We start from the raw sequence: 14,181 nt of genomic DNA on the forward strand, positions 1-14,181 counted from the left end.
GAGCGGGTCCTTCCGGGCGCCACCGCCCGGAAGGACCCGCTCACTCACGTGCCGGCTACGGCTTCTCGGCCGTGTGCAGCGCGGCCACCTCCTCGGAGGAGAGCGCCCGGTCGAAGGCGTGCACCCGGTCGACCGAGCCGTTCCAGAAGTCGACGTTCCCGCCGCCCCACCTGGCACGCCCGACCGCGAGCGGACCGGCGCTCACGTCCGCCGGGCCGGGGGCCGCCGTCGCCGCGAGCGCGCCGTCCACGTACAGCCGGATCTCGTTCCTCGCGGTGTCCCGCACGCCCACCAGGTGGTACCAGCGGCCGAGTTCGGGCGTCGTCGCGTACCGGGCGCGGTTGCCGCCCGGGGTGCTGAAGGCGAAGGCGCCCTGCCCGTACTGGAGGTAGAACGGGTTCTCCCGGCGCCGGCCGTCCTGGCTGACCACGGTCGCGTAGTTGCCCGGCAGGGCGTCGAGCGTGGCCCACGCGGACACGGTGTAGCTCGTGGTGGTGTCGACGACGGGCCCGTCGGTCTGGGCGAAGTGGCCCTCGCCGTCGAACTTCAGCGCGCTGCCGTCGACACCCGGGGTCCACGCGGTGCCCCCGGTGAGGGTCAGCGGCCGGTTCTGGGGGCCGGAGTCCCGGGCGGTCGTGCCCGTGCCCTCGTCCAGGGACCAGGAGGCCCCGCCCTTCAGGGGAGCGCGCCGCCCGGCGGCCGCGCCCGCCGCGATCACCTCGCGGTTGATCTCGCGGACCCGGACCGGGTCGACCTTGATCTCCCGGCGGTCGTACGTGTAGAGGCCGTTGAGCTCGTTCTCCAGGTCGGAGATCTGGGTGTAGACGGAGCCGGACAGCTCGGCGCCGGCGGCCTCCAGGTAGAACTTCCCGGTGTTCTCGACGTACTTCCGGGTCAGCGCCTCCTTGTCGGCGACGCCGCTGTAGATCACGGTTGGGGCGCCGGGCCACATGTGGCCGGGGGTGCGCAGGGTGAAGCCGCCGTGCTCGCCGTCCATCGCGGCCCGGTGGTCCGGGTAGGGGGCGTCGGTGTTGTCGTAGTCGTGGTGGTCGAGGATGTCTCCCTTGCCCGAATCGCCCTTGGAGTTGCAGCAGTTGACCCCGCTGTGGGCGTTGACGACACGGGACGGGTCGGCCGCCTCCACGGCCTCGGCGATCCGTCCGGTCTCCTCCCGGTTCCACTCGCCCCAGCCCTCGTTGAAGACGATCCAGCCGATGACGGACGGGGAGTCGTGGCGCTGGCGCATCATCTCGCGGCCCTGGTCGACGAAGGCCCTGCGGCCGGTCTCGTCGGTGAGGTTCCCGGAGACGAAGTCCTGCCAGACCAGGAGCCCGAGCCGGTCGGCGTGGTAGAACCAGCGCTGCGACTCCACCTTGATGTGCTTGCGCACGGCGTTGAAGCCGAGCTTCTTGTGGGCCTTCAGGTCGAACGCGAGCGCCTCGTCGCTGGGCTGGGTGTAGAGGCCGTCCGGCCAGAAGCCCTGGTCGAGGGTGGCGAGGGAGAAGACCGGTTTGCCGTTGAGCACCAGCTTGGGGAAGCCGCCGACCTTCTCCACCGCGATCTTCCGCATGCCGAAGTAGCTGTCGATCCGGTCGGAGGACCCGCCGTCGGTCAGACGTACCTCAAGGTCGTAGAGGTACGGGTCGTCAGGGCTCCACAGGTGCTGTTCGGCGACCGGCAGGCGCAGCTCCTCGCCGGCGGGGCCGGTGGTCCGGCCGACGACCCGGCCGCGGGTGTCGCGGGCCACGGCCTCCACGCGCGCGCCGGCGGAGGCGCGGGCCGACTCGACCTTCACGGCCAGGGTGCCGGTGTCGATGTCCGGGGTCGTGACGACGTCGTCGATGGAGACGGGGGCGACGGGCTCCATCCACACCGTCTGCCAGATGCCCGAGGACTGGGTGTAGAAGATGCCGCCCGGGTCGGTGGACTGTTTGCCGGTCGGCTGGTTCGGGCCGCCGGTGTCGGTGACCGCGACGACGATCTCCTGCGGGCCCTTCGCCTTGAGCGCGTCGGTGACGTCGGCACCGAAGGCGTTGTAGCCGCCGGTGTGTTCGGCGACCTGCCTGCCGTTGACCCAGACGCGGGCCCGGTAGTCGACGGCGCCGAAGTTGAGCATCAGCCGGTCGCCCCGGCCCCCCTTGCCGGCCTTGCCGATCTTCCAGTCCTTCGGCACGTCCACGAGGCGCCGGTAGACCATGTGGTCCTCGTGCCGCTCGATCCCGGAGAGCTGCGACTCGACCGGGAACGGGACGGTGATCCGCTCGTCCAGGTCCTTGCCGAAGACCGGCGTCTCCCCGGCCCCGGCGCCGGCGAACTGCCAGGGCCCGTTGAGGTTCTTCCACCGGTCCCGCACCTGCTGCGGGCGCGGGTACTCCGGCAGCGGGTGCTTCTCGTCCAGCTCGTCGCCCCATACGGTGGTGAGCCGGTGGGTGGAGGCGTTGGACGCCGAGCGCAGGATCCGGGGCACGGTCTCGTCCCCGTTCCTCAGCCCGCCGAGGCCGTCGTAGTCGACGCGTACCCGCTGGCCCTTCTGGATCGGTTCCGCGAGGTCGACGAGGACGCTGTTCCGGTCGCCCGGGGCGACGCGGACCCTCTTGACCGGCATCGGGGTGGTGTCGGCCTCGACGGTGAGGTGCTCGGCCACCTTCTCCAGGCCGCCGACCCGGTGGTCGAACCGCAGCCGCAGTTGGCGCCCGCCCGCCGGGACGGTCGGGTCCACCGGGTAGACCTCGAAGTCGGCGGGCGGGGTGAACGCGGACTCCGGCACGAGCTGCTTGGGCGTCGTCGGCGTCGACCAGCGCAGGAACATGTTCGCGCCGCCGACGTCCTGGAACATCTCCAGGCGGAAGTCGTGCTTCTCGCCGGCCTTCAGGTGGAGGGGTGCGCTGGTCTGCTCGCGGTCCCAGTCGGGCACCCAGTGGTCGATGACCGGCTCGCCGTCGACGAAGAGCCGGAAGCCGTTGTCCCCGATGCCGTGGAAGGTGTAGTCGCCGGTGACCGGGGCCTCGATGCGGCCGGTCCAGCGGGCGGTGGTGTGCTCGGACCGGCCGGTGAGCGCCTGGAAGGTGCCGGTCAGGCCGGAGAAGTCGATCCGCGGGTCGAGGGAGACGCCGCCGAGCTCGGCGAAGTCCCGCGCGCCGGGCGCCGACATGCTGAAGTACTCGCCCTTCAGGCCGTGCACCTCGACGGCGGCGTCACGGACGGACGGGGAGACGGTCGTGGGGGAGGAGGCGAGCGCGGCCGAGGCGGTGGCGGCCGGGGCGCCGAGGGGCAGCACCAGGGCCACGGCGGCGAGCAGCGCCCACGTTCCGGTTCGGGATCGGGATCGGGTTTTTCGTCGTGTCATCGAATCTTTCCTCGGGGAGAGGGGAGTCGGAGCCGGACCCGGACCCGGACATGACGGTGGAGCGCCCGGCGAGGAAGCGCGTTCGCCTCGGGGGGGGCGCGGGGCCCGGCGGTCGCCGCAGGGCGGCGCACGGCCCGCCCGTACACCGGCACGGGGTGCCGACGGGGGCGTACGGCCGCCATTCCAACGTTGGAAATCGCGTGCAGCCGAAATGACAACACGCGGTGCGGGGGCTGTCCAGACCCCGGACGGAGCGGCGCCGACGACCCGTCACCCGGCGCGCCGTTACGGCCGCTTCGTCTCCGGGACTCATTCCGGAAACGTTGCCCCCGGCCTCTTGCAGCGCTCGCCGGAGCGCGGTTATAACGTTGTAAAGGCGAAGCGGCCACCCCCTCGGACGGTCGCTCCGGGCCTTGATGTTCCCAGGTCGGGGCCTTGATCCAGAGCGATCGAGGCCGTCGCCGGCCGTGCACCGAAGGTCCGCCGGCCCATCGCGGCGGACCGGCTCCTCTTCCCGCCCCGCGCGACCGCACGCCACTCGGCGGTGCTGTCCCCCCGCCAAGGAGTGTCCTTCCGATGAACCTTCTGTCGACCCTTCCGCGCAGATCCCGCACGCTCTCCGTCGCCTGCGCCGTCGCCGCCTCCGCCGCGCTCGCCCTCTCCGGCTGCGCCAAGTCGGAGACCGCGGACAACGCGGGCGGCGACAGCGGCCGGGGCGCCCAGACGGTCCGGACGCCGACCGCGTCCGCCGCCGGGGAGGGCTGCACCCTCACCTCCTACGGCGCGCCGAAGCTCGACCTCGAGAACGCGATCGTCGGCTTCTCCCAGTCGGAGAAGGAGGCCAACCCCTTCCGCATCGCCGAGACGCGATCCATCAGGGACGAGGCCGCCAAGGTCGGCGTCAAGAAGCTCCTCACCACCAACGCGCAGTCCCAGCTGTCCAAGCAGATCAGCGACATCCAGGACATGCTCGCCCAGGGCGCCCAGTTCCTCATCGTCGCCCCGCTCAACTCCGACGGTCTCGAGCCCGCCCTCCAGGCCGCCGCCGCCAAGAAGGTCCCCGTCCTCACCATCGACCGCAAGATCAACGCCACCGCCTGCAAGGACTATCTGGCCTTCCTCGGCTCGGACTTCGTCGAACAGGGCAAGCGGGCCGCCGACGCGATGGTGAAGGCGACCGGCGGCAAGGGCAAGGTCGCGATCCTGCTCGGCTCCTCCGGCAACAGCGTCACCACCGACCGCACCAAGGGCTTCGTCGACCAGGTGAAGGCCACGGCTCCCGGCCTGGAGATCGTCGCCCAGCAGACCGGCGAGTTCGCCCGCGACAAGGGCCAGCAGGTCATGGAGCAGCTCATCCAGTCGAAGCCCGACATCACGGCGGTCTACACCGAGAACGACGAGATGGCCCTCGGCGCCGTCACCGCCCTCAAGGCGGCGGGCAAGGCCCCCGGCAAGGACGTCAAGGTCGTGTCCATCGACGGCACCCGCAACGCCGTCCAGGCCCTGGCCAACGGCGAGTTGAACGCCGTGATCGAGTCCAACCCGCGCTTCGGCCCGCTGGCCTTCGCCACCGCGCAGAAGTTCTACGCCGGCGAGGGCATCCCCGAGGACGTCATCATCTCGGACCGCTCCTACGACCCGGCCAACGCCGAGGAGTCCCTCGGCGGAGCGTACTGACGCGAGGCGGGTACGGGCGCGAAGCCGGTACCGACGTACGACCGGTACGGCACGTCCTCCGCACCGCCCCCCGATCCGTACGGGCCGGTGCCGTGGTTCCGGCGGGAACCCCGGCCCGGTCCGTACGCCCACCGGCCCGGGCCACGGCCCGGCCGCGGGGCCGCCCCGCCTCCCCGCCCGCGGCGGTCTCGCTCACCGCCGCACGGCGACGGGGGCGGCCCCGACCCTTCTTCACGATCCCTCTCCGGAAGGCCACGTTCATGGCACCCCCCGAAACGGCGGCGTCCGCGGCGAGCGGCACCGCGCTCCCGGTCGCCCCGACGGCCGCGCCGACGGTGCTGGAGGCCCGCGGCGTCGGGAAGCGCTTCCCCGGCGTGGTCGCCCTCGACGACGTCTCGTTCACCCTCCGCGCCGGCGAGACCCACGCCCTCGTCGGAGAGAACGGCGCCGGCAAGTCCACCCTCATCAAGGTGCTCACCGGCGTGCACCGCCCGGACGGCGGCGAACTGCTCCTGTCGGGACGGCCGGTGCGGTTCGCCCGCCCCTCCGAGGCGCAGGAGGCCGGCATCTCCACGATCTACCAGGAGGTGAACCTGGTCCCTCTCATGAGCGTGGCCCGGAACATCTTCCTCGGCCGGGAGCCCAAGAACCGCCTCGGCCTCATCGACTTCGCCCGGATGCACACCGAGGCCGCGGAACTCCTCGGCGGCTTCGGCGTCACCGTCGACCCCCGCAGGCCGCTGCACACCCTGGGCATCGGCACCCAGCAGATGGTCGCCCTCGCCCGGGCGGTCTCCGTCGAGGCCCACGTCGTCGTCATGGACGAGCCCACCTCCTCCCTGGAGCCGCGCGAGGTCGAGACCCTCTTCCACGTCATCGACGACCTGCGCCGGCGCGGCATCGCCGTGGTGTACGTCAGCCACCGCATGGACGAGCTGTACCGGATCTGCGACCGGGTCACCGTCCTGCGCGACGGCCGGCACATCCACACCGGGCCGCTCGCCGAACTGGACCGCGTGCGGCTCGTGTCCATGATGCTGGGCCGCGAGATCTCCGAGGTGCGCCGGCACGGCGTGACGAGCTTCGGCGACGAGGGCCACGACGTCACCCGCGAACCCGTCCTGACCGCCACCGGCCTGACCCGCCGTCACCAACTGGACGACGTCTCCCTCGCGCTCCGCCCCGGCGAGGTCCTCGGCCTCGGCGGCCTGCTCGGCTCCGGCCGCAGCGAGACCGCCAAGGCCCTGGCCGGCGCCCTGCCCCTGGACGCGGGCGAGGTCCGCGTCGGCGGCACGCCCCTCGACCGCCTCTCCTCCGCGAGCGCGATCCGCGCCGGGATCAGCCTGCTCCCCGAGGACCGCAAGGCCGAGGGCATCGTCCCCGGCCTGTCCGTCCGCGAGAACATCGTGCTCGCCGCCCTGCCCCGGCTCTCGCGCGCCGGCGTCGTCTCGCGCGAACGGCAGGACCGCGTGGTCGACGTCTTCATGAAGCGGCTGCGGATCAAGGCGTCCAGCCCCGAGCAGAAGGTCGGCGAACTCTCCGGCGGCAACCAGCAGAAGGTCCTCCTGGCCCGCTGGCTCTGCCTCGAACCGAAGGTCCTGCTCCTGGACGAACCCACCCGGGGCATCGACGTCGGGGCCAAGGCCGAGGTCCAGGCCCTCATCGACGAACTCGCGCGGGAAGGCCTTGCCGTCCTCCTGATCTCCTCCGACATCGAGGAGCTGGTCGAGGGCGCCGACCGGATCGTCGTCCTCAGGAACGGCGCCGCGGCCGGCGAACTGGTCGGCGAGAACGTGTCGGAGGAGGCCCTGCTCGCGGCCCTCGCCGACCACGCGCCGCCCGCCGGAGGGCCCGATCCCGTACCCCTCGTGAAGAACCCCGAGCCGAACGACCTCACCGCACCCGCCGAGCCCACCGCCCTCACCCCACCCACCGCACCCACGACCCTCACCTCACCCACCACCCTCACCGCACCCACCACCCTCACCCCACCCACCGAATCCCCCGACCCCACCGCACCGGGCGCCCCGGCCACCCCGGCCGCCGAGGAGGACCCCCGATGACCACCCAGGCCACCGCGGCGCCGGCCCGCGCCGCCGGGACCCGGCCGAACGCCGCCGCGTGGTTCCAGGAGTACGGCGTGTACGCCGCCGTGGCCGCGCTCCTGCTGTTCAACGCCCTGTTCACCGACCACTTCCTCACCGCCGACAACCTCCGCACCCAGCTCGTCCAGGTCGCCCCGATCGTCATCGTGGCCCTCGGCATGGCCCTGGTGATCGGCACCGAGGGCGTCGACCTGTCCGTGGGCTCCGCCATGGCCCTGGCCACGGCGCTGCTGCCGCTCTACCTCGGCTACGGACTCGTCCCCGCCCTGCTCGTCGCCCTCCTCGCGGGCGCCCTCGTCGGCGCGGTCAACGGCACCCTGGTCTCCGTGGTGGGACTGCAACCCATCGTCGCGACCCTGGCCCTGTTCGTCGGCGGGCGCGGCCTCGCGCTCGTGATGGCCGACGGACAGCTCAAGCAGATCGTCAACCCCGACCTGCTCGCCCTCGGCACCGGCAGCCTCCTCGGCGTCCCCCTGGTCGTGCTCGTCGCCGGGGCCCTGGCGCTCGCCGTCGCCTTCCTCGTCCACCGGACCACGTTCGGCCGCCAGGTCGTCGCCATCGGCGGCAACCGCGCCGCCGCCACCCTGGCAGGACTGCCCGTGAAGCGCGTCCTGACCGGGGTCTACGTCCTGTGCGGCGTCCTCGCCGCCCTCGCCGGAGTCCTCGCCACCGCCCGTCTCACCGCCAGCGACCCGTCCTCGCTCGGCACCCTGATGGAACTCTCCGCCATCACCGCCGTCGTGGTCGGCGGGACACCGCTCAGCGGCGGCTCCGTCCGCGTCCTCGGCACCGTCGCGGGCGCCCTGCTCATGCAGCTCCTGCGCGCCACCCTCGTCAAGCACGACCTGCCCGACTCCACCGCCCAGATCGCCCAGGCGGCCATCATCGTCGCCGCCGTCTACGTCGCACGGGAGCGCCGATCCCGATGAACCCCATCCCTTCCCCCAGCGCACCGGGGACGGGCGCGCCCTCGCCCGCCGGCGCGGCGAAGACCGACCGCGCGGCCACCGGCGCCTCCGCCCCCGAGCGCCTCCTCTCCCTGGTCCAGCGCCAGGGCGTACTCGCCGTGCTCCTCCTCGTCGTGCTGATCGCCTCCTTCGCGTACCCCACCTTCCCCACCCTCGACAACGCCCGCGGCGTCCTCGTCCAGGCCTCGTTCCTCGCGATCGTGGCCCTCGGCATGACCCTGGTGATCATCACCGGCGGCATCGACCTGTCCGTCGGCTCCGTCTTCGCCCTCGGCGGCGTCCTCGCCGCCTGGGCCTCGCAGTGGGGCATGCTGCCGGCGCTCCTCGTCCCGCTCGTGGTGTGCGGCGCGATCGGTCTGCTCAACGGCCTGCTCATCGCCCGCGCCGGCATGGCGCCCTTCATCGTCACCCTCGCCTCGCTCCTGGGCGCGCGCGGACTGCTGCTCGCCCTCACCGACGAGGGCGCCACCACCCACCTCGTGCCCAAGGACTCGGCGTTCGCCGCGCTCGGCCAGGGCAGCGTCCTCGGCTTCGGACACCCGATCCTCGTCGCGCTCGCCCTGTTCGGCGCCGGCGGCGTCGTCCTCCAGCGCACCTCCTTCGGACAGACCCTCTTCGCCGTCGGCGGCAGCGGCGACGCGGCCACCCTCATGGGGCTGCCCGTCGCCCGCGCCAAGGTGACGGTGTACGTGCTCAGCGGCCTGCTCGCGGGCTTCGCGGGCGCCCTCAACGCGGCCCGCCTCTCCTCCGGCGTCACCATCATCGGCACCGGCATGGAACTCGACGCGATCGCCGCCGTCGTCATCGGCGGCACCCTCCTGGCCGGCGGGGCCGGCTCGGTGAGCGGCACCCTGTGGGGCGTCCTGCTGCTCGCCGTCATCCAGAACCTCATCAACCAGATCGGCTCGCTGAACTCCTCGTACCAGTCGGTGGTCAGCGGAGGCTTCCTGATCCTCGTCGTCGTGGCACAGCGGTACGTTTCACGGAGCAGAAGAACGCTCTGACGCCGGAGACCACCCCATCCGGACCATCCGGACCACCGGACCGCCCGGTCAGAGCCGAACCAGAGGAGTTCCGTGGGCGTCAGCCTCAAGGACGTCGCGCAGCGGGCCGGCGTGTCGATCAAGACCGTGTCCAACGTGGTGAACAACTATCCCCACGTCACCCCCCAGATGCGCGCCAAGGTGCAGCGGGCCATCGACGAGCTCGGCTACCGTCCGAACCTCACCGCCCGCCACCTGCGCAAGGGCCGCACCGGCATCATCGCCTTCGCCGTGCCCGAGCTGGGCAACCCGTACTTCGCCGAGCTGGCGGGCGCCGTCATCGACGCCGCCGCCCAGCACGACTACACCGTGCTCGTCGACCACACCGCCGGACTGCGCGAGCGGGAGCTCCTGGTCTGCCAGGAGTTCCGCTCCCACGTCATCGACGGCCTGATCCTGAGCCCCATCCACCTCGAGAACGACGACCTGCTCGCCCGGCAGGAGACCTCGCCGCTCGTGCTGCTCGGCGAGCGCGAGTACGAGGCGCCGTACGACCAGATCGCCATCGACAACGTGGCCGCCGCCCGCAGCGCGGTCCGGCACCTCCTCGACCTCGGCCGGCGGCGGATCGCCTTCCTCGGCTCCCGCACCGGCCGCGAACGCCAGCCCGCCCACCTGCGGCTTCGCGGCTGGCGCGAGGAGCTCACCGCCGCGGGCGTCGAGCCCGACGAGAACCTGGTCGTCGCCACCGACGGCTACGGCCGCGGCGACGGGGCCGCGGCCATGGCGGAGCTCCTCGGACGGGGCGCCCGGCCCGACGCCGTCTTCGCGTACAACGACCTGATCGCCCTCGGCGCGATGCGCACCCTCGCCGAACGCGGTCTGCGCGTGCCCGGGGACATCGCCGTGGTCGGTTTCGACGACATCGAGGAGAGCCGCTACGGGGCGATCGGCCTCACCACCGTGTGCCCCGACAAGCAGGCCATCGCCCGGCACGCCGTCGACCGGCTCGTCGAACGCCTCGCGGGCGGCACCGTCACGGAACCCCGGCGCATCCGACCCGGCTACCGGCTCGCGGTCCGCGAGTCCACCGGCGGCGCCCACACGGTCGCGCCACCCCGCGGGGGAGGGGACGCGGCCTGACCACCGGGGCGGACACCGGCCACACGGCCCGCCCCGCCTCACCGCCACGCCCGGCCCCGCCCCACGCCCCATCGCCCGGTCCCGCCCCGAACCGACACGTCCCCTCCACCCACCGTCCCGAGGACTCCCCATGCCCCGACCCACCGTCCGTCACCGGCCGTTCGGCACCACCCCGGAGGGGGAGGACGTCACCCTCTGGCGCCTCGAATCCCCCTCCGGCGTGTACGCGGAGATCCTCACCTACGGGGGCGTCCTGCACGCCCTCGGCGTCCCCGACGCCACCGGCCGCACCGGGAACGTCGTCCTGTCGCTGCCCACGCTCGACCGGTACGCCGAGAAGAGTCCGTACCTCGGGGCGCTGATCGGCCGCTACGCCAACCGCATCGCCCACGGCCGCTTCACCCTCGGCGGGACGGTCCACCGGATCCCCGTCAACGACCGGGGCCACGCCCTGCACGGCGGCCCCCGGGGCTTCGACGGCAGGGTGTGGGAGGCGACGCCCTTCACCGAGGGCGACACGGCCGGGCTGCGCCTGCGCCTGCACAGTCCCGACGGCGACATGGGCTTCCCCGGCGCGCTCGACGTCACCGCCGTGTACGCGCTCGACGCCGTCGGCACCCTCGCCCTGGACTGCGCGGCCGTCACGGACCGCACGACCGTCGTCAACCTCAGCCACCACGCGTACTTCAACCTGGCGGCGGACGGCGGGGACGTCCTGGACCACACCCTCGGGGTGGACGGCGCCGGATACCTGCCCGTCGACCCCGACGGCATCCCCCTCGGCCCGGTCTCGGACGTCACGGGGACCCCCTTCGACCTGACCTCCCCGCGCCGTCTCGGCGACGGCGTCCTGGCCGACGGCGACGAGCAGGTCCGCCGCGCCGGCGGCTACGACCACTGCTGGGCGCTGTCCGGAGGGGAGGCGGGGGAGACCGCCGCGCCGCGCCGGGCCGCACGGCTCACCGCCCCGGGCGGGACGCGTGCCATGGAGGTGTGGACGACCGCTCCCGGACTCCAGGTCTACACGGCCAACCAGCTCGACGGCACGCTCACCGACCCCGAGGGCCGCCCGCTGCCCCGCCACGGGGCGGTGTGTCTGGAGCCCCAGCACTTCCCCGACGCCCCCAACCGCCCCGCGTACCCCAGCCCGGTACTGGAACCGGGGACCACCGGCCGGCGCCGCACCGAGTTCCGCTTCCCCGGAGCGGCCCGCTAGCGCCCCGGGGATCAGACCTCCGGGGGCTTCTCGGTGACCCGCGTCCCCGGGTGGGCCAAGGCGAACAGGAAGGCCACGGCCAGCGCGATCGCCATGCCGTGGAAGACCCACTGGTTCGCCTCGGCGAAGTCCATGCGGATCGCGTCGCCCGCGCCCCGGAGCGTCTCGGCGACGCGCCCGTCCCCGGTGGGCGCCCGGCCGTCCGGATGGCCGGTGACCGCCTCCGCGACCCTCCCGGCCGTCGGCCCGGGATGCGAGTACTGAGCCGTCGTGGGGGCCGGCCCGGGGTGAGCCGCGTCTCACCCGCCCCGCACGACCTTGCTATGCAACTCGTTGCATAGCAGGATCGGGCGCATGGCGCTCGACCACGCGATCCTCGTGTCCCTGCTGGAGAAGCCCGGATCCGGCTACGAGCTGGCCCGGCGCTTCGAGCGGTCCATCGGATACTTCTGGACCGCCACCCACCAGCAGATCTACCGCGTGCTCAAACGCATGGAGAGCGACGGCTGGATCGACGTCCGGGACGTGCCCCAGCAGGGGCGCCCGGACAAGAAGGAGTACTCCGTCGCCGGGCCGGGCCGGGACGCGCTCTCCGCGTGGCTGCACGAACCGATCGAGCCCGAGAGCGTGCGGCACGACCTCGCGGTGAAGATCCGGGGCGCCGCCTTCGACGACCCGGCCGCGCTGACCGGCGAGGTCGAGCGGCACCGGAAGGCGCACACGGACCGCCTCGCCCACTACCTCGCGGGCGAGACGCGCGACTTCGGGGAGCCGGGCGCGGAAGGCACTCCGGACCCGGCGGCCGGCGGTCCGCTCGACGCGGAACGCGAACTCCAGCACGTCGTGCTGCGGGGCGGCATCGCGTACGAACGCATGATGATCGCCTGGCTCGACGACGTCCTCGCCACGCTCGCCCGCTTCGGGACCGGGCGCTGAACCCGGGGCGCCCCCACATTCCACACCACCACCCCTACCCCTCGTCACAAGCCGGAAAGGCGGACGTCATGGCCGACCCGCTGCTGTTCAACCCGCACACCTACGACCCGGCGCACTTCGACCCGGAGACCCGCCGGCTCCTGCGCGCCACCGTCGACTGGTTCGAGGCGCGCGGCAAGCGCCGGCTCATCGAGGACTACCGGACCCGCGCCTGGCTCGGCGACTTCCTCGCCTTCGCCGCGGAGGAAGGCCTCTTCGCCACCTTCCTCACCCCGTCCTCCGCCGCCGGGGAGGACGAGGGCGACAAGCGCTGGGACACCGCCCGCATCGCCGCCCTCAACGAGATCCTCGGCTTCTACGGCCTCGACTACTGGTACGCCTGGCAGGTCACCATCCTCGGCCTGGGCCCGGTCTGGCAGAGCGACAACGCCGCCGCCCGCGCCCGTGCCGCCGAACTCCTCTCCCGGGGCGAGGTGTTCGCCTTCGGCCTGTCGGAGAAGACGCACGGCGCCGACATCTACTCCACGGACATGCTGCTCACGCCCGACGGCGGGGACGGCTTCCGCGCCACCGGCTCCAAGTACTACATCGGCAACGGCAACGCCGCCGGGCTCGTCTCCGTCTTCGGCCGCCGCACCGACGTCGAGGGCCCCGACGGCTACGTCTTCTTCGCCGCCGACAGCCGCCACCCGGCGTACCGCCTCGTCAAGAACGTCGTCGACTCCTCGAAGTACGTCAGCGAGTTCCGCCTGGAGGACTACCCGGTCGCCGCCGAGGACGTCCTGCACACCGGCCGCGCCGCCTTCGACGCCGCCCTCAACACGGTCAACGTCGGCAAGTTCAACCTGTGCACCGCCTCCATCGGCATCTGCGAGCACGCGATGTACGAGGCCGTCACCCACGCGCAGAACCGCGTCCTGTACGGCCGCCCCGTCACCGCCTTCCCGCACGTGCGGCGCGAACTGACCGACGCCTACGTCCGGCTGGTCGGCATGAAGCTCTTCAGCGACCGGGCCGTCGACTACTTCCGCACCGCCGGCCCCGACGACCGCCGCTACCTCCTCTTCAACCCCATGACGAAGATGAAGGTGACCACGGAGGGCGAGAAGGTCATCGACCTCATGTGGGACGTCATCGCCGCCAAGGGCTTCGAGAAGGACACCTACTTCGCCGAGGCGGCCGTGGAGATCCGGAGCCTGCCGAAGCTGGAGGGCACCGTCCACGTCAACCTGGCGCTGATCCTCAAGTTCATGCGCAACCACCTCCTCGACCCGGCCGCGTACGAGCCCGTCCCGACCCGTCTCGACGCGGCCGACGACACCTTCCTCTTCCGCCAGGGCCCGGCCCGCGGCCTCGGCTCGGTCCGCTTCCACGACTGGCGCGCCGCCTACGACGCGTACACCCACGTGTCCAACGTCGCCCGCTTCCGCGAACAGGCCGACGCGCTCTGCGAGTTCGTCCTCAAGGCCGCCCCGGACGAGGAGCAGAGCCGCGACCTCGACCTGCTGCTCGCCGTCGGCCGGCTCTTCGCGCTCGTCGTCCACGGGCAGCTGGTCCTGGAGCAGGCCGCCCTCACCGGCCTCGACGAGGACGTCCTCGACGAGCTGTTCGCCGTCCTCGTCCGCGACTTCTCCGCGCACGCCGTCGAACTGCACGGCAAGGACTCCGCGACCGAGCAGCAGCAGCTCTGGGCGCTCGGCGCCGTCCGGCGCCCCGCCGTCGACGAGGTCCGCTCGGACCGCGTCTGGCGGCGCGTCGAAGCCCTTTCGGGCGCGTACGAGATGACGCCCTGACCCGTTCCCGCCCG

9 protein-coding genes and 1 pseudogene are annotated in these 14,181 nt (G+C 72.7%); 8 read left to right on the forward strand and 2 right to left on the reverse strand.

All coding sequences use genetic code 11. The annotated features are described in order from the left end of the window. Positions 1-55: 55 nt before the first annotated feature. Positions 56-3,346, reverse strand: a complete 3,291-nt coding sequence (locus ACFY7E_RS22295) for a LamG-like jellyroll fold domain-containing protein (protein ID WP_389487396.1) — start codon at positions 3,344-3,346, stop codon at positions 56-58. A gap of 576 nt (positions 3,347-3,922) precedes the next feature. Here ACFY7E_RS22295 and ACFY7E_RS22300 point away from each other — a divergent pair. The 6 genes from ACFY7E_RS22300 to ACFY7E_RS22325 all read left to right on the forward strand — a co-directional run bounded on the left by ACFY7E_RS22300 (position 3,923) and on the right by ACFY7E_RS22325 (position 11,438). Beyond that, a complete protein-coding gene (locus ACFY7E_RS22300; RefSeq protein WP_389487398.1) occupies positions 3,923-5,023 on the forward strand; it encodes an ABC transporter substrate-binding protein in 1,101 nt (366 codons plus the stop codon). Between the two features lie 260 nt (positions 5,024-5,283). Further along, entirely contained in the window at positions 5,284-7,086 is a 1,803-nt protein-coding gene (locus tag ACFY7E_RS22305; RefSeq protein WP_389487400.1) for a sugar ABC transporter ATP-binding protein, read from the forward strand. After that, positions 7,083-8,057 carry an ABC transporter permease gene (locus ACFY7E_RS22310; protein WP_389487402.1) on the forward strand — a complete coding sequence of 325 codons (975 nt, stop codon included), beginning with the start codon at positions 7,083-7,085 and terminating at the stop codon, positions 8,055-8,057. The genes ACFY7E_RS22305 and ACFY7E_RS22310 overlap by 4 nt, the downstream gene beginning before the upstream one ends. Further along, on the forward strand, positions 8,054-9,100 hold the full coding sequence (locus ACFY7E_RS22315) for an ABC transporter permease (protein WP_389487404.1): 1,047 nt from the start codon (positions 8,054-8,056) through the stop codon (positions 9,098-9,100). The genes ACFY7E_RS22310 and ACFY7E_RS22315 overlap by 4 nt, the downstream gene beginning before the upstream one ends. Before the next feature lie 72 nt (positions 9,101-9,172). Next, positions 9,173-10,222 carry a LacI family DNA-binding transcriptional regulator gene (locus ACFY7E_RS22320; protein WP_389487406.1) on the forward strand — a complete coding sequence of 350 codons (1,050 nt, stop codon included), beginning with the start codon at positions 9,173-9,175 and terminating at the stop codon, positions 10,220-10,222. A 130-nt stretch (positions 10,223-10,352) separates the two neighbouring features. Further along, entirely contained in the window at positions 10,353-11,438 is a 1,086-nt protein-coding gene (locus tag ACFY7E_RS22325) for an aldose epimerase family protein (protein WP_389487408.1), read from the forward strand. Between the two features lie 11 nt (positions 11,439-11,449). Here the strand turns inward: ACFY7E_RS22325 and ACFY7E_RS22330 are convergent. Beyond that, positions 11,450-11,677, reverse strand: a pseudogene (locus tag ACFY7E_RS22330) (MFS transporter); the annotation flags it as partial. Positions 11,678-11,792: 115 nt separating this feature from the next. On the opposite strand from ACFY7E_RS22330, the gene ACFY7E_RS22335 reads away from it, so the two are divergent. Then, the gene (locus tag ACFY7E_RS22335) at positions 11,793-12,374 is read left to right on the forward strand and encodes a PadR family transcriptional regulator (protein ID WP_389487410.1); all 582 of its coding nucleotides are present in this window, start codon (positions 11,793-11,795) and stop codon (positions 12,372-12,374) included. 68 nt (positions 12,375-12,442) lie between these two features. Next, entirely contained in the window at positions 12,443-14,167 is a 1,725-nt protein-coding gene (locus ACFY7E_RS22340) for an acyl-CoA dehydrogenase family protein (RefSeq protein ID WP_389487412.1), read from the forward strand. Positions 14,168-14,181: the final 14 nt, after the last annotated feature.

The sequence above is a fragment of the Streptomyces sp. NPDC012825 genome (genome assembly GCF_042900925.1).
Lineage (GTDB): Bacteria > Actinomycetota > Actinomycetes > Streptomycetales > Streptomycetaceae > Streptomyces.